This is a genomic window from Streptomyces sp. NPDC005435 (assembly GCF_040703155.1).
Lineage (GTDB): Bacteria > Actinomycetota > Actinomycetes > Streptomycetales > Streptomycetaceae > Streptomyces.
Map to the genome: position 1 here is coordinate 114,659 of NZ_JBEXEQ010000017.1, position 15,614 is coordinate 130,272.

Genomic DNA, 15,614 nt, shown 5'->3' on the forward strand with positions numbered 1-15,614 from the left:
GCGGACCACGCTCCGCCCGGCTGTGCCGCCGACCGTGATCAGGGAGTCCGCCATGCGTATCCGAGCCCTTGCCGCCGCTTCCGCCCTCGCCACCGGGGCCGTGCTGCTGACCGCCCCGGCCGGTCACGCGGCCCCCGCCCGGGTCGCCCCGTGCACCCAGGGCGAACTGACCGTGCGGGCCGCGGCGGTGGCCGCCGAGCCCACCGTGGTGCGGTTCTCGGTGACCAACCGGGGCGGCCGCGCCTGCACCGTGGAACGCGTGCCCGTGGTCAGCTTCGGCGGTCTGGACGGGGCCGCGCTGCCGGTGCGGGACGGCGGCACGGGCACGTACCGGATCGGCGCGCGGGAGACCGCCTACGCCGCCGTGCGCACCATCGGCGACCCGGCGGACCCGGAGGCCCGCCGGGCCCACTCGGTCTACGTGTCCGACGCGCCCGGCCGGTGGGGCGGCGTGTTCTCCGCCCGCCGGCTGGGCACCGGGACGCGGGTCCTGGTGTGGGAGCCGGTGACGACGTGGTGGCAGCCGAGCCGCGCGGCGGCGGACCGGGAGATCGGTCTCGGCTGACCACGAGGCACCCCCTTCCATCCCCGAACACACGAGCACCGAACGCGCGGCCGGCCATCCGGCCGCGCCGCTCCCCGATGGGTCAAATGCCTTAGTCCGTCTACGACTTGGCACCCCCGGCCCGTACAGCCGAACCCCTCGTGGACCACGCCGGGAAGACTCTGACATATGCCAGATGCACCCTCGCATCAGGTGTTGCCAAATCCCTTACGGGGGGTCGCGGGCTGTGCCACAGTCGTAGCGGTTCCACCGTTCTCCCGGCCGTACCGTTCCCATCGGAGTGCGTCATGCCGTCCCCTGTCTCCGCGGACCGCCCCGCCGCCCAGCCGCCCGGACGCGGCTCGGTCGAGGCGCTCATCTCGCAGACGCGGCGGCTCAAGGGCGACATGGCCGCCGTACGACGCGACACCCCGGGCGACGGCTCGGCCCCGGAGGAGCGCTGGCAGCGCGCCCTGTACGAACTGGCCCTCCATCAACTCGACGACCTGGACGCCCACTTGGCCCAGCTCCGGGACGGCCCGGAGCGCCGGCGCCCCGAGGACGACGAGGCCTCACCGCTCGGCCGGGTCGGCAGCGCGGAGTGGAACCTGCTCACGGACGGGGCGAGTTGGTCACCCGAGCTGTACGGCATCCTCGGTCTCGACCCGGACGTGCCCGCCCTCACCCTGGACGAACTCCCGTCCCTGGTGCACGAGGAGGACCGGCCCCGGCTGACCGCGATGACGACGGCCTGCCTGGTGGACGCCCGCCCGATCGACGGCGAGTTCCGCGTCGTACGGCCCGACACCTCCGTACGGACCGTGCACATGATGGGCGAACCCGTGCTGGACGCCGACGGCGGCACCGTCTCGATGTGGGCCGTGCTGCGCGACGTCAGCGAACTGCGCCGCCGGGGACGGACGGTGCGCGAGACCGGCGACTCCTTACAGCTGCGGCAACGGCCCCTGGTCGCGCCTGGCGAAACCTTGCTGCACGATCCCCTGCCGAGCCGGACCCCGCCGCCCCTGTGGAGCGAACCCGCGCGCCGCGGCACGGGCGCGCTCGACATCGCCGCCCGGCACCTGCCCTCCGAGTCGGTCGCCGCGGCGGGCGGTGACTGGTGCGACGCCCTCGAACTGCCGGACGGTACCTTCCTGTTGAGCGCCGGTGACCTCACCGGACAGCACGGCAGCCCGGTACCGGCCGTGGCCGTCCTGCTGGGCGCCGTACGCGGCATGGCCCTGTCCGGCACCGGGCCCGGCCGGCTGCTCACCGTGCTCGACCAGGTGCTGGACGCCTCCGCACCGCCCGCACGGCTCAGCGGCGCCGTCTGCTGCCACTACGCCCCGGAAAACCGCACCCTTACCTGGGCGGACACCGGCCACCCCGCCCCGCTGCTGTTCCGCGACGGGACGGGGCACGTACTGACCGCACCGGACGGCGCGCCCGGAACCGCCCCGGGGCAAGCCGAAGTAGCCCTGGAGCAGGGCGACTTGCTCCTGCTGCACACCGAGGGTCTGCTCCTCGGCGCCGACGGGGCCACGGCACTGGACCGGCTGCTCGGGCTCGGCCCGCTGCTGGACGCGGCCTCCACCGCGCCGGAGTGCGCGCGGATCGTCGCCGAGGCGTTCGGCACGACGGGACGGGCGTACGACGCCTGCCTGCTGGTGGCCAGGGTGACCGCTCAGGCCCCCACGGCGTAGGCTCCCCACCGCGCAGGCCCCCTGGGATCAGGCTCCCGCGCTCCTCCCCCGCTGCTTGGGCAGCGCCATTCTGATCTCCTCCCGCAGTTCGTGGATCCTCGGGTAGCCCGCGTACTCCGCGCTGAGCCGGTACATCTGGCGCAGCCGGTCCCAGGTGCGGCGCGAGGAGTTGGCGCCCATCGCCATGAGGGCGAGCCGGGCGTACCGGTCGGCCTGCTCGGGGTCGTCGGCGATGAAGCAGGCCGAGGCCATGGAGAGATGGTCGAAGATCTTCGACCGCTCCCGTCCGTCGATCCGGAGTGCCAGGGCCTTCTCCGCGTAGTACTGGGCGTGCGCGGCGGCGGCCGGGTCGAACTCGGCCAGTGTGCGATAGGCCAGGGCCTGCATCCCGTACAGATCCTCGTCCTTGAAGGTCTGCATCCAGTCGGGCTGTGCCTCAACCCTGCGGTCGGAGACGAAGAGGTCCTCCGCCTGTCCGAGGGTGCGCCGCATCGCCTGGCCCTTGCCCATCGAGGCCTGCGCCCACGCCTCGATGGTGTGGAACATCGCCTTCGTGCGCGGCTGGAGGGCCTCCCCCGAGCCGGAGTGGGCGAGCTTCATCAGGTCCAGGGCCTCGTCGGGCCGGCCCAGGTGCACCATCTGGCGGGCGGCCCGGGACAGGGCCTCCCCGGCGCGCGGCCGGTCGCCGCCCTCGTGCGCGGCGTGCGCGGCGATGACGAAGTACTTCTGTGCGGTGGGTTCCAGGCCCACGTCGTGCGACATCCAGCCCGCGAGGACCGCGAGGTTGGCCGCGACGCCCCACAGGCGCCGCTGGAGTTGGGGTGGGTGGTGGTAGGCGAGCATGCCGCCCACCTCGTTGAGCTGGCCCACGACCGCCTTGCGCTGGAGGCCGCCGCCGCGTGCCGCGTCCCAGGCGCGGAACACTTCGACGGAGCCTTCCAGTTCCTCGACCTCCTGCTCCCCGACGGGGGCGGCCTCGTAGCGGTCGAACCCGGCGGGGTCGGCGTGCAGGGGGTCGTCGAAGACGGGGGCGTCGGCCTTCAGGGCAGGGTCGGTGTGCAGCCAGTCGCGCATGGAACTGCTGAGGGTGGCTCCCGCGGCGAGCGCGGCACCCGCGCCCACCAAGCCGCGTCGGTTGAGCATGAGGTCCATTCCCGTGAATTCGGTGAGGACCGCGGCGGTTCGTCCGGGCGTCCACAGCACGCCGTCGGGATGATCCGCATTCCCGTCGCCCTGCCGTTTCCCCGCACGCCCGTGCCGTACCAGACCGAGGTCCTCGATGGTCACGACACGGCCGAGTCGCTCGGTGAACAGAGCCGCCAGCACCCTCGGCACCGGATCGCGCGGGATCTCTCCCGTGTCGATCCACCGCCGCACCCGCGAGGTGTCGGTCGACAGCTGGGGGTGGCCCATGGCCGCCGCCTGCCGGTTGACCAGTCTCGCGAGTTCGCCCTTCGACCAGCCGGCCAGGCCGAACAGGTCAGCGAAGCGGGTGTTGGGTTGTCCGCTCACGTCAAGCCCCCAGGTTCTCGGCTGAGTTGACAGTAGCCCCGTGCCGGTTGCCGGGCGACTATTCGCCAGGGTTCGCCAGGGTGCGCCAGATGGTGTGCCAGTGGACATCGGGTGTCAGGTAGGAAAGCGCCACCCCGACCCGGTCACCCCGGGACATTCCCCAGGGTGTTCCCGAGGGGCCGGGCCGGGCGGCGCGAGCACAGCTCATGGACTGTCAGGACAGGCACCGCAGGCACACGAAGGGATCTGTATCTCCCATGTACGCAGCATCGTCCTCCGTGTCCGCTCCGCCCCGGCCTCTGCGTCCCCGCCCGGCGGGCGGCGGACCGTATCTCGACCCGGCGGCGCGGCCCGGAACATCCGTGCCGGTCGTGGGCCGCGCCGCGCGTATCCCGGGCCAGCCCGGCGCGCAGCCGCTCAGCGGCAGACTGGACCTGTCCGGCCCCCAGGGGGCCCAGCTGCGCGGCGCCATCAACGCCGTGCACCGCATCTGCCCGGAGTTCGCCCCCGTGCAGGTGCTGCGCCGCACCGGACGCTCCGTCACCCTCGTGGGGACGGCGGGCCGCAGCACGGCGGTGGCGAAGTGTCTGCTGGATCTGTCGCCCTCCTGGGCCGAACGCGTCCGGCACGAGATAGCGGCATACCGCTCGTTCGTCCGGCACCGCCCCCCTGTGCGGGTGCCGAGGCTGATCGCGGCGGACCCGGACAACTGCACACTGGTGATCGAGCGGGTGCCCGGCCGGGTCGCCGCGCTCCAGCGCCACCCCTTGGACGCGCCGGCCCGCCCGGACATCCGGACCGCGCTCGGCGCGATCTGCCGGCTGAACGCCTGGCGTCCCCCGGCGGGCACCTTCGACGCCCCGCTGGACTACGCGGCCCGCATCAACCGCTACCACGAGCTGGGGCTGCTCACCGACCGCGACCTGGGCGACCTGCAGAAGCTGCTGCACGGCATCGCGCACTCGGCCGGGCGCCACGGCATGGGCCAGTTCTGCCACGGCAACGCCCTGCTGTCGAACATCCTGCTCTCCCCGACGGGCCCGGTCCTGGTCGACTGGGAGCACGCGGGCTGGTATCTGCCGGGGTACGACCTGGCCACCCTGTGGCTCGCCCTCGGCAGCGCCCCGGACGCCCGGCGGCACATCAGCCAGATCGCCCAACTGGGCGGCCCGGCCTCGCGCGACGCCTTCCTGGTGAACCTGATGCTGGTGCTCACCCGGGAGATCCGTACCTACGAGACGGCCATCCAGCGCTCGATGCACGAGACGGCTCCGGCCGCGGCCCGGGTGGGCGGCGTGCCGAGCGGGGAGGAACAGCGGCTGCTGCTGCGGCGCCTGCACGACGACTGCCACCTGGCGCGGCAGGCCGTGCGGGCGGCGGTGGGCACCCGCTGACACGGGCTCCGCGGTGCGCCCGGAGCGGCGGCGCACCGCGGATTCTCCCTTACGGGGCGGAGCCGCCGTATCCGGCGCGTCTTCCCGAAACGGACCTCGGGAGCCCGCGGAGGACGGCCACTGGTCTACGCCACTGACGCCCCGCAGGCCCGCCACCCACCACCGCGAAACTCGCCGGACCCATCTGTGACATGGGAAATCGCCTCTCCGAGGGCATGATTGACGGATCGTCGGCCAGCCGGTACCACTGACCCAGCTCGGCGCCGCCCGTCCCGCCACGCCCGCCCGTCACAGGAGGCCGCATTGCGAGGATTCGCCACCGACCCGACATCCGCACCCGGCCGCAGACGGCTGAACCGCACCACCGGCGCCCTCGCGGGCGCCGTCCTGCTGTTGCCGCTGCTCGGCGCGGCCCCGTCCTCCGGCGCGGCCCCCGCGCCGCCCGCCGACAGCCTCCAGCGCGCCTTCGCCACCGCCTCGGCCGAGTACCACGTGCCGCAGAGCCTGCTGCTGGCCGTCTCCTACCTCCAGTCCCGCTGGGACACCCACGCCGGTGCCCCCAGCGTGAGCGGCGGGTACGGCCCGATGCATCTGACCGACGCCCGCACGGCGCTCGCCACCACCGAGCACTACGCCGAGGGCACCGAGGACCCGCGCGGCGACAGCGCCCGCGCTCCCCTGCACCCGCGCGCCGAGGTACCGCCCGCCTCCGCGCTCCCGGCCCGTCTGACCACGCTGCGCCGCGCGGCCCGGCTGACGGGGCTGCCCGCCGCCAAGCTGCGTACCGACCCGGCGGCGAACGTGGCCGGCGGTGCCGCGCTGCTCGCCGCCGAGCAGAAGCAGCTGGGCCAGAAGCCGGTCGACGATCCGGCCGAGTGGTACGGCGCGGTGGCCCGCTTCTCCGGCGCCGACGACTCGGCGACGGCGGCCGCGTACGCGAACGACGTCTTCGACGTGCTGCGCACCGGCGAGTCCCGCACCACCGATACCGGCCGGCGTGTCGCCCTCAAGGCCGCCCCCGGGGTGCGCGGCGACACCGCCCAGCTCAAGCGGACCGGTCTGCGCGCGCCGAAGACCGACGGGGTGGAGTGTCCGGCGTCGGTGTCCTGTGTGTCGGTCCCGGCGCCGTACGAGGAGTTCGGGGACAACGACTACGGCAACCACGACCTGGGGAACCGGCCGGCCTCGCAGCGGATCAAGTACATCGTCATCCATGACACCGAGGGCGGCTGGGACGGGGTGATGAACCTGATCCAGGACCCCACCTATGTGTCCTGGAACTACACCATCCGCTCCACCGATGGACTGATCGCCCAGCATGTGAAGGCGAAGGACGTGGCCTGGCACGCGGGCAACTGGGACGTCAACGCCCGCTCGATCGGCATCGAGCACGAGGGTTTCCTCACCGCGCCGGACGCCTGGTACACGGAGGCGATGTACCGCTCCTCGGCCCGCCTGGTGCGCTATCTGTCGCATGCGTACGGCATCCCGCTGGACCGCCAGCACATCCTCGGTCACGACAACGTGCCAGGTCCGACCGCCTCGACGGTGCCCGGGATGCACACCGACCCGGGTCCGTACTGGGACTGGCGGCACTACTTCCGGCTGCTCGGCCACCCGTTCAGGGCGACGGGCACCGCCCGCTCCGGGCTGGTGACGATCCGGCCGGACTACGCGGCCAACCAGCCGGTGTACACGGGCTGCGACTCGGCGGCCGCCTCCTGCCCGGCGCACGGCTCCGGCGAGGTGCGGCTGTACACGGACCACGACGTGAACGCCCCGCTGGTCCAGGACATCGGGCTCGGCACCGCGCCGACGACCGGGGTGAACGACCTGTCCTCACGCGTCTCCACCGGCCAGCAGTACGCGGTCGCGGACCGCTGGGGCGACTGGACGGCGATCTGGTACCTCGGCCGGAAGGCGTGGTTCGAGAACCCGAGGCGGCACGCGACGGCGGTTCCCGCGTCCGGGTTCACGATCACCCCGAAGGACGGTCTGGCGAGCGTCCCGGTGTACGGCCGGGCGTACCCGGAGAAGGAGGCGTACCCGGCGGGCGTTCCCGCGCAGTCGGTGGTGCCGCTGCCGTACACGGTCCCGGCCGGGCAGAAGTACGTGGTCGGTGACGAGATGCCGGGCGAGTACTACTACGCGGTCACCTTCACCGAGGACTCGCACCAGGTGGTCGTCGGCAAGGACCTGTACTACGAGATCCAGTACGGCCACCGGGTGGCGTTCGTCCGCGCGGCCGACGTGACACTGGCGGCCGCGCGCCGCTGAGGCGGGGCCTCAGCCCTGCTGGAACAGCTCCGCCGGGAGTGGTTTCAGCAGGGCGTACAGGTCGTCGGTGATGGGCCGGTCCCAGGCCGCGATGGTGACGAGCACGCCGTCGCTGCGGTCGAACTGCACGCAGGAGATGCGGCTCTCGGAGAGCTTGAGGCGGCGCACGATCAGCAGGTTGTCGCCCTGGAGGACGGGGGTGTCCTCGGTGCCGACGACGGTGACCTCCTCGTCGTTCTCCAGCGCGAGGAGCAGCTGGGCGACCTCGAAGGGGATCTCGCCCTCGGCGGTCTCGCGGGCCGGGGAGCCCTCGGGGAGGTTGCCGATGATCATGGCCGGGCCGCGCCCGCCGAACAGGTCGTAGCGCAGGAAGACACCCTGGCAGGTGCCGTCGGGAGCGGGCAGCAGGCCCGCGCCGAGATTGCCCGGCCAGTCGCCCGGGTCCATGGCCAGCACGTCGAAATCGGGGCCGGCGGGGGTTGCGCTGCGGCGGCGGAGGAACGACATGCGGCAATGGTACGTGCCCGGGAGCGCGCGGCGGCGTGCGGGCGCCCTCCCGGATCGGCCGCGGGTGGCAGGGCTCGCGGACCCGGCGTCGTCCGTGGCCCGTCCGGGTCACCCGTCCGTGGGTACGGGCGGTACGACGGCGACCGGACTCGCCGCGTGGAGCAGCACGGCGTGGGTGACCGAGCCGAGCATGGGGGCGGGGGCGAGCGGGCGGCGCCGGTGGCGGCCGACGACCACCAGATCGGCTCCGGCGGAGGCCCCGACGAGCAGTCCGGCGGCGCCTCCGGGCAGCGCCTCGGCGTCGGTGCGCACCCCGGGGTGGCGCTCGCGGTAGGGCGCGAGACAGGTGTCGGCGAGCGCCCGGGTCTCGGTCTCGACGGCGGCCTGGTCGACAGCCGGGGGCACCAGCTGGCCGGGCGCCGACCAGGACTGCACGGGCCAGGGGTAGGCGGCGATCACCTGCACCCGGGCGTCGCGCAGCGCGGCCTCGGTGAACGCGAAGTCGAGGGAGGCCTCGTCGGGGTGGTCCACGTGCAGTCCGACGACCACCCGGGGGCCGGGCTCGGCCGGTTCGCCGTCCACCTCGCGCCCGGGCCGGGGCACGACGACCACGGGGCACGGGGCGTCGCGGGCGGTGGCCACGCCGTTGGAGCCGAGCAGCAGTCCGGTGAAGCCGCCCCGGCCGCGTGAGCCGAGGACGAGGAGCTGGGCGTCGGCGCCGAGTTCGGGCAGGACGGCGGCTGGCGCGCCCTCGACGGTCACGTACTCCGTCTCGGGGACGTCCTCGCGGTCGCGCAGCAGGGTGCGCACCTCGTCGAGGACGGGGTCGCCGTCCTGCTCGGTGTCGTCGGCGACCAGGACGTCCTCCTGTCCCCAGGGGGCGTACTGGCGTACGTGCACCACCCGCAGCGGCGCCGCGCGCCGTCGGGCGTCGTCGAGCGCCCACTCCAGCGCGCGCACACTGTCCTCGGACCCGTCCACCGCCGCGATGACCGGCGCAGCGCTCATCGTCCTCACCTCCGGAACACGACCTACCCCTGTCGGGCCCAGCCTGTCCCAGCCACCCACACCGACGGGCCGCCCCTGGTCGCGTGTCCGCAAATCGGGCGCGAACACCCCCGGTTCGGCTCCGGGGTGCCCGGGGCAGGAGGGCGCGGGGCCGGGGTGTCCGGGCCGGGAGTGCCGGGCCGGTGGCGCTCAGGTCAGGTCGAACTCCCCGGCGCGTGCGCCGGAGACGAAGGCGCCCCATTCTGCGGGGGTGAAGATCAGGGAGGCGCCCTCCGTGCGGTCGCTGTTGCGCATCGCGACGAAGCCCTCGACGAAGGCGATCTGGACGTCTCCCAGGCCCCGGCTGCCGGACCGCCACTGCGCTCCGCTGAGGTCCAGGTCCGGCTTGCCCTTGTTCCAGTCCGCGAGCGGCTGCCGCTGGGTGATGCTCTCGGCCACGTCCGTGCTCCTCCCGGTTCGTCGTCCGCGGGTCAGCCTAGCGACCGGTCCGGGCGGCGGACAGGCCACGTGAGGGGGACGTTCGGGCGGCGCGCGCCGGTCCGCGCGCGCCCCTGGGAAAAATCCGGGTCCCCGCCTCTTGCCTCGGACCCGCCGGCCTGAATTACTAGGCCCGAGGGAAACGACCGAATGATCGGTCGTCCGTAATGTGTAGGTGCGTGGCGCGTGAGGGGGCCTTTTCCGATGACGGACACGGCGGATCTGCTCGACGCGGGCGAGCGGCTCGGACTCGACGAGCTGCGCGCCCTCCAGCTGGAGCGCCTGCGCGCCACCCTGCGGCACGCGTACGAGAACGTGCCCTTCTACCGGGAGTCGTTCGACAAGGCGGGGGTCCACCCGGAGGACTGCCACTCGCCGGCCGACCTCGCGCGCTTCCCGTTCACCGTGAAGAGCGACCTGCGGGAGAACTACCCGTACGGCATGTTCGCCGTCCCCCGCGAGCGCATCCGCCGCCTCCACGCCTCCAGCGGCACCACGGGACTGCCCACGGTGGTGGGCTACACGGAGAACGACCTCTCCCTGTGGGCCGACCTGGTGGCGCGCTCGATCCGCGCGGCGGGCGGCCGCCCCGGGGACGTGGTCCATGTGGCGTACGGCTACGGCCTGTTCACCGGCGGACTGGGCGCGCACTACGGCGCCGAGCGCCTCGGCTGTACGGTCGTGCCCGCCTCCGGAGGCATGACGGCGCGGCAGGTGCGGCTGATCCAGGACCTGGAGCCCCGGGTCATCATGGTCACGCCGTCGTACATGCTCACGCTGCTCGACGAGTTCGAGCGCCAGGGCGTGGACCCGCGGAGCACCTCGCTGCGGGTCGGGATCTTCGGGGCCGAGCCGTGGACGGAGGAGATGCGGCGGGAGATCGAGGAGCGGTTCGCGATCGACGCCGTGGACATCTACGGCCTGTCGGAGGTGATCGGTCCCGGCGTGGCCCAGGAGTGCGCCGAGACCAAGGACGGGCTCCACATCTGGGAGGACCACTTCTACCCGGAGGTCGTCGACCCGGTCACCGGCGAGGTGCTCCCGGAGGGCGAGCCGGGCGAGCTGGTGTTCACCTCGCTCACCAAGGAGGCGATGCCGATCGTGCGGTACCGCACCCGGGATCTGACCCGGCTGCTGCCCGGCACGGCGCGGGCGTTCCGCCGGATGGAGAAGATCACCGGCCGCAGTGACGACATGGTGATCCTGCGCGGGGTCAATGTGTTCCCGACCCAGTTCGAGGAGATCGTGCTGCGCACCCCCGGTGTGGCGCCGCACTTCCAGCTCCGGCTGACCCGCGAGGGCCGGCTCGACGCGCTCACCGTGCGCGCGGAGGCGCGGCCGGGTGCCACGCCCGAGGCGCGCGAGGCGGCGGCGCGTTCGATCGCCGCCGCGGCGAAGGACGGCATCGGGGTGTCGGTGGCCGTGGAGATCGTGGAGCCGGAGTCCCTGGAACGCTCGGTGGGCAAAATACGCCGGATCGTGGATCTGCGGCCGCGCTAGCGCCGGACCGCAGCTCGGCCCCGGCCGCCGTTCAGTCGCCGAACCTGTCCCGCAGTTCCCGCTTGAGGATCTTGCCGCTGGCGTTGCGGGGCAGCTCGGTGACGAACAGGACGCGCTTCGGCGCCTTGAACGCGGGCAGTGTCTCGCGGACATGGGCGACGAGCTGCTCCTCGGTGACCTCGCCGCGCGGGACGACGACCGCCGTGACGGCCTCGATCCACCGCTCGTCGGGCAGCCCGATCACAGCGGCCTCGGCGACACCCTCGTGGGTGTAGAGGGCGTCCTCGACCTGGCGGGAGGCGACCAGGACACCGCCGGAGTTGATGACGTCCTTCACCCGGTCGACGATCGTGAAGTAGCCGTGCGCGTCGCGGACCGCGAGGTCCCCGGAGTGGAACCAGCCGTCACGGAAGGCGGCGGCGGTCTCCTCGGGCTTGTCCCAGTAGCCCTCGCACAGCTGCGGGGAGCGGTAGACGATCTCGCCGGGCGTCCCGTCGGGCACGTCCGCGCCGTCCTCGTCCACCACCCGGGCGTCCACGAACAGCACGGTACGGCCGCAGGAGTCGAGCCGGCCCTTGTGCTCGGTGGGGGCCAGCACGGTGGCCAGCGGGCCGATCTCGCTCTGCCCGAAGCAGTTGTAGAGCGCGAGCTTCGGCAGGCGTTCGCGCAGCCGCTCCAGGACGGGCACCGGCATGATCGAGGCGCCGTAGTACGCCTTGCGCAGCCCGGTGAGGTCGCGGTCGGCGAAGTCGGGCCGGTTGGTCAGCGCGATCCACACGGTGGGCGGGGCGAAGAGACTGTCGGCGCGGCCCTCCTCGATCAGGTCGAAGAGGCGGTCTCCGTCGGGCGTGTCGAGGACGACGTTGGTCGCGCCGACCGCGAGGTAGGGCAGCAGGAAGACGTGCATCTGCGCCGAGTGGTAGAGCGGCAGCGCGTGCACGGGCAGGTCGCCGGCGCTGAGGTCGAGTGCGGTGATCGCGCTCAGGTACTCGTGGACCAGCGCCCGGTGGGTCATCATCGCGCCCTTGGGCAGCGCGGTGGTCCCGGAGGTGTAGAGCAGCTGCACCAGATCCTCGGTGCGCGGCTCGGGCCCGTCGTACGGCTCGGTGCCGGGCAGCCGGGCGAGGAGGGAGTCGTCGGCGTCACGCAGGGGCAACTGTCGTACGTCCGGCGGGAGTTGCCCGGCGAGCGTTGGGTCGGTGAGCACCAGTGCGCTGCCCGACTGGCCGAGGAGGTAGGCGAGGTCGTCGCCGGTCAGGTGCTGGTTCACGGGGACGTGGACCAGGCCCGCGCGGGCGCAGGCGAGGAAGGTGATGAGGTAGGCGTCGGAGTTGTGGCCGTAGGCGGCCACCCGGTCGCCGGGGGCGAGTCCCTCGGCGAGCAGCAGGGCGGCCGCGCGGGAGACGGCGTCGTCGAGTTCCGCGTACGTCCAGGTCCGTTCCCCGTACTCCAGCGCGACGCGCGCCGGGACGCGTCGGGCGCTGCGCCGCAGCACCCCGTCGACCGTGCTGCCTTGTCCCTGTGTCATGTCAGCCGATCCTGGGGCCCGGCCGGTCCCAGGTCAAGATCTTCGGGAACCGGCCGGACGGTCGCCGGGGTGTCGCCCGGGCCGGCGGCCGGGGTGGTCCTCCTACTCCCCCAGGACGGCCATCGCCGCGTTGTGCCCCGGCACGCCGCTCACCCCGCCGCCGCGCACCGCGCCCGCGCCGCACAGCAGGACGTTGGCGTGCCGCGTCTCCACGCCCCAGCGGCCGGTGTCCTCCTGGGCGTACGGCCAGGACAGGGCGCGGTGGAAGATGTTGCCGCCGGGGAGCCCGAGGTCGCGTTCGAGGTCGAGCGGGGTCTTCGCCTCGATGCAGGGGCGCCCGTCGGCGTCGGTGGCGAGGCAGTCCGCGAGGGGTTCGGCGAGGTGGGCGTCGAGCTGGGCGAGCGTGGACTTGAGCAGTTCGTCGCGCACGGCGTCGTTGTCGCCGGCGAAGAGCCGGGCCGGGGTGTGCAGGCCGAAGAGGGTGAGGGTCTGGTAGCCGCGCGCGGCGAGGTCGGGGCCGAGGATGCTGGGGTCGGTCAGGGAGTGGCAGTAGATCTCGGAGGGCGGCGCGGCGGGAAGTTCGCCCGCGGCGGCCTGGGCGTGGGCGGTGGCGAGCTGGCCGTAGCCCTCGGCGATGTGGAAGGTCCCGGCGAAGGCCTCGCGGGGGTCCACGGCGCTGTCCCGGAGCCGGGGCAGCCGCTTGAGCAGCATGTTGACCTTGAGCTGGGCGCCCTCGGCGGGTTCGGGGGCGGTGTCCCCGGTGAGGGCGGCCAGCTCCTGCGGGGAGGCGTTGACCAGGACGTGCCGGGCGACGGCGGTGCCCTCGCCGTCGGCGGTGCGGTAGGTGACCTCGGCGGTGTGCCCGTCGGTGTCGATGCGGACCGCCTCGTGCCCGGTGACGATGACGGCTCCGGCGGCGCGGGCCGCGTCGGCGAGGGCGTCGGTGAGCGCGCCCATGCCGCCGACGGGCACGTCCCAGGCGCCGGTGCCTCCGCCGATGACGTGGTAGAGGAAGCAGCGGTTCTGGGCGAGGGAGGCGTCGTGGGCGTCGGCGAACGTGCCGATCAGCGCGTCGGTGAGGACGACACCCCGGACCAGGTCGTCGCTGAAGTTCTCCTCGATCGCGACGCCGATCGGCTCCTCGAACAGGGCCCGCCACGCGGTCTCGTCGTCGATGCGGCGGCGCAACTCCTCGCGGCTGGGCAGGGGTTCGGTCAGCGTGGGGAAGACACGTTCGGCGAGCCGGCCCGTCATCCCGTAGAAGCGCTGCCAGGCTGCGTACTCGTGCTCGCCGCCGGTGAGGGCGGCGAACGCCTCGCGGGTGCGCTCCTCCCCGCCGCCGACGAGCAGCCCGGTGGCGCGTCCGCCGCGTTCGGCCGGGGTGTACGAGGAGATGGTCCGGCCCTGGACGCGGAAGTCGAGGCCGAGATCGCGCACGATCTTGTCCGGCAGCAGGCTGACCAGGTACGAGTAGCGCGACAGCCGGGCGTCGACCCCGGCGAACGGGCGGGTGGAGACGGCGGCGCCCCCGGTGTGGTCCAGGCGTTCCAGCACCAGTACGGAGCGGCCGGCGCGGGCCAGATAGGCGGCGGCGACCAGACCGTTGTGTCCACCGCCGACGATCACGGCGTCGTACGTCCGGGTTCCCTCGTGAGCAGGCATGGTTCTTCGTAACACGGGATGATCTTCGGCGGATAGAGGTGCGTGTACGGCGCCTCACCGCACCTTGCGCGGCGAGGGCATGGCCGCCGGGCCGAGCCGGGCCACGGCGTGGAGGACGTGCTGCGGCGGCAGCCGTCTGCGCAGCCGGCCGGGGACGGCCCGCAGCAGGGCGCCGGCGGCCCGCAGCCGCCGGTCGACGACGGCGGGCGCGGGCGCCGGGCGGCCGTACAGCTCGTGGGCGTACGGCGGCAGCGAGGCGTAGGCGAGCCGGGCCACGTGCCGCCACAGCAGTTCGCGCGCCGGGACGAACACGGGGTGGACGGGCGGCCGCCGCAGGAAGTCGTCGACCTCGCGGGCGTCGGGTCCGGCGGCGAGTTCGGGGCGCGTCTTGTCGAAGTACGCGGCGAGCGCGGCCCGGTCGGCGGGCACGGTGTCCGAGTCGAGGCCCACCAGGCGGGCGCTGGTGCGGTGTTCGGCGAGGTAGCGGTCGGCCTGGGCGTCGGTGAGCGGGAACCCGGAGCGGCGCACCACCTCCAGGTAGGAGCCGACCTCCGCGCAGTGCACCCAGAGCAGCAGGCCGGGCTCGTCGATGCCGTAGCGCTCGCCGGTGTCCGGGTCGGTGGCGGTCAGCAGGCGGTGGATGCGGCGGACCCGGGCGCCCGCGCGCTCGGCGGCCTCGCCGGTGCCGTAGGTGGTGACCCCGACGAAGTCGGCGGTGCGCATCAGCCGGCCCCAGGCGTCGCGCCGGAAGTCGGAGTTCTCCATGACGCCGCGCACGGCGCGCGGCAGGAGCGCCTGGAGGTAGAGCGCGCGGATGCCGGCGATCCACATCATGGGGTCACCGTGCAGCTGCCAGGTCACCGAGCGCGGAGTGAAGAGGCCGGGGTCGGCGTGCCGGATGCCGTCCATGGGCGCAGGCTAACGCGGGGCGCGGGCGATGGGGAGAGCGCGGTGTGCTCGTGGGCGGGTCAGCGGTGCTCTCATGGGCGGGTCAGCGGTGTTCTCGTAAACGGATCAATCGAGGGCGGCCATGAACGCGGTGCACGCCTCGGCGCAGGTACGGCACGCCGCCGCGGCGGCCTCGGCGCCGGTCAGCCCCTCGAAGGCGTGGACACCTTCGAGGCAGACGGAACGGCACCACTCCAGCTGGAGCCTGATCCGCGTCTCGGTGCCGTCGACCTCCGCGCTGCCGTCCTCGGACAGCAGATGACAGGTCGTGTCGCAGACCTCCGCGCACATGATCCCGATCCGCCGCGCGGAACCGTACGCGCCCACGAGACTCGCGCGGACCGCGCACTCCCGCGCGCACTCGGCGCACGCCTGGGCGCAGGCGAAGCGGTCCTCCAGGAACTGGTAGGGCGCGTCTCGCGGGGGCGGCGGTGTGGTCACAAGGGGGCGGGTAGCCGTGGCGGGGCGGCGTAAACGCGTCGGCGCGGCGGCGGAGGGAGGTGTCGCGGAGGGTAGGTGATCGACCACCCATGGCGCCCGGTTCATCCCGTTCT

At 73.5% G+C, this 15,614-nt stretch carries 13 protein-coding genes; 5 read left to right on the plus strand and 8 right to left on the minus strand.

What is annotated here, in order from left to right; all coding sequences use genetic code 11:
- Window positions 1–52: 52 nt before the first annotated feature.
- Together AB0898_RS22380 and AB0898_RS22385 are read left to right on the plus strand one after the other, a co-directional pair.
- Window positions 53–565, plus strand: coding sequence for a DUF4232 domain-containing protein (locus AB0898_RS22380; RefSeq protein WP_366804713.1), 513 nt, complete (start codon window positions 53–55; stop codon window positions 563–565).
- 287 nt (window positions 566–852) lie between these two features.
- Window positions 853–2,247: a SpoIIE family protein phosphatase gene (locus tag AB0898_RS22385; RefSeq protein WP_366804714.1), complete on the plus strand. Its 1,395-nt coding sequence runs from the start codon at window positions 853–855 to the stop codon at window positions 2,245–2,247.
- A 27-nt stretch (window positions 2,248–2,274) separates the two neighbouring features.
- Here AB0898_RS22385 and AB0898_RS22390 read toward each other — a convergent pair whose 3' ends face one another.
- The gene (locus AB0898_RS22390; RefSeq protein ID WP_366804715.1) at window positions 2,275–3,759 is read right to left on the minus strand and encodes a hypothetical protein; all 1,485 of its coding nucleotides are present in this window, start codon (window positions 3,757–3,759) and stop codon (window positions 2,275–2,277) included.
- A 257-nt stretch (window positions 3,760–4,016) separates the two neighbouring features.
- Here AB0898_RS22390 and AB0898_RS22395 point away from each other — a divergent pair, with 257 nt between their 5' ends.
- Together AB0898_RS22395 and AB0898_RS22400 are read left to right on the plus strand one after the other, a co-directional pair.
- Window positions 4,017–5,153 (plus strand): aminoglycoside phosphotransferase family protein, encoded by a 1,137-nt coding sequence (locus tag AB0898_RS22395; protein ID WP_366804716.1) that lies wholly within the window; start codon window positions 4,017–4,019, stop codon window positions 5,151–5,153.
- A gap of 303 nt (window positions 5,154–5,456) precedes the next feature.
- On the plus strand, window positions 5,457–7,430 hold the full coding sequence (locus AB0898_RS22400) for a peptidoglycan recognition family protein (protein WP_366804717.1): 1,974 nt from the start codon (window positions 5,457–5,459) through the stop codon (window positions 7,428–7,430).
- A 9-nt stretch (window positions 7,431–7,439) separates the two neighbouring features.
- Here the strand turns inward: AB0898_RS22400 and AB0898_RS22405 are convergent, their stop codons facing one another.
- From AB0898_RS22405 to AB0898_RS22415, 3 genes are all read right to left on the minus strand, one after another.
- Entirely contained in the window at window positions 7,440–7,937 is a 498-nt protein-coding gene (locus tag AB0898_RS22405; RefSeq protein ID WP_018546107.1) for a hypothetical protein, read from the minus strand.
- Window positions 7,938–8,045: 108 nt separating this feature from the next.
- Window positions 8,046–8,945 (minus strand): universal stress protein, encoded by a 900-nt coding sequence (locus AB0898_RS22410; RefSeq protein WP_366804718.1) that lies wholly within the window; start codon window positions 8,943–8,945, stop codon window positions 8,046–8,048.
- A gap of 189 nt (window positions 8,946–9,134) precedes the next feature.
- On the minus strand, window positions 9,135–9,383 hold the full coding sequence (locus AB0898_RS22415) for a DUF397 domain-containing protein (protein WP_366804719.1): 249 nt from the start codon (window positions 9,381–9,383) through the stop codon (window positions 9,135–9,137).
- 243 nt (window positions 9,384–9,626) lie between these two features.
- Here AB0898_RS22415 and paaK point away from each other — a divergent pair, with 243 nt between their 5' ends.
- On the plus strand, window positions 9,627–10,922 hold the full coding sequence (paaK, locus tag AB0898_RS22420) for a phenylacetate--CoA ligase PaaK (RefSeq protein WP_366804720.1): 1,296 nt from the start codon (window positions 9,627–9,629) through the stop codon (window positions 10,920–10,922).
- Window positions 10,923–10,953: 31 nt separating this feature from the next.
- On the opposite strand, the gene AB0898_RS22425 is transcribed toward paaK, so the two are convergent.
- The 4 genes from AB0898_RS22425 to AB0898_RS22440 form a co-directional block, all read right to left on the minus strand.
- Window positions 10,954–12,450, minus strand: coding sequence for an acyl-CoA synthetase (locus AB0898_RS22425; protein ID WP_366804721.1), 1,497 nt, complete (start codon window positions 12,448–12,450; stop codon window positions 10,954–10,956).
- Between the two features lie 102 nt (window positions 12,451–12,552).
- Complete coding sequence (locus tag AB0898_RS22430; protein WP_366804722.1) at window positions 12,553–14,112, minus strand: NAD(P)/FAD-dependent oxidoreductase; 1,560 nt, start codon at window positions 14,110–14,112, stop codon at window positions 12,553–12,555.
- A gap of 54 nt (window positions 14,113–14,166) precedes the next feature.
- The gene (locus AB0898_RS22435; protein ID WP_366804723.1) at window positions 14,167–15,021 is read right to left on the minus strand and encodes an oxygenase MpaB family protein; all 855 of its coding nucleotides are present in this window, start codon (window positions 15,019–15,021) and stop codon (window positions 14,167–14,169) included.
- Window positions 15,022–15,126: 105 nt separating this feature from the next.
- The gene (locus AB0898_RS22440) at window positions 15,127–15,501 is read right to left on the minus strand and encodes a ferredoxin (protein WP_366804724.1); all 375 of its coding nucleotides are present in this window, start codon (window positions 15,499–15,501) and stop codon (window positions 15,127–15,129) included.
- Window positions 15,502–15,614: the final 113 nt, after the last annotated feature.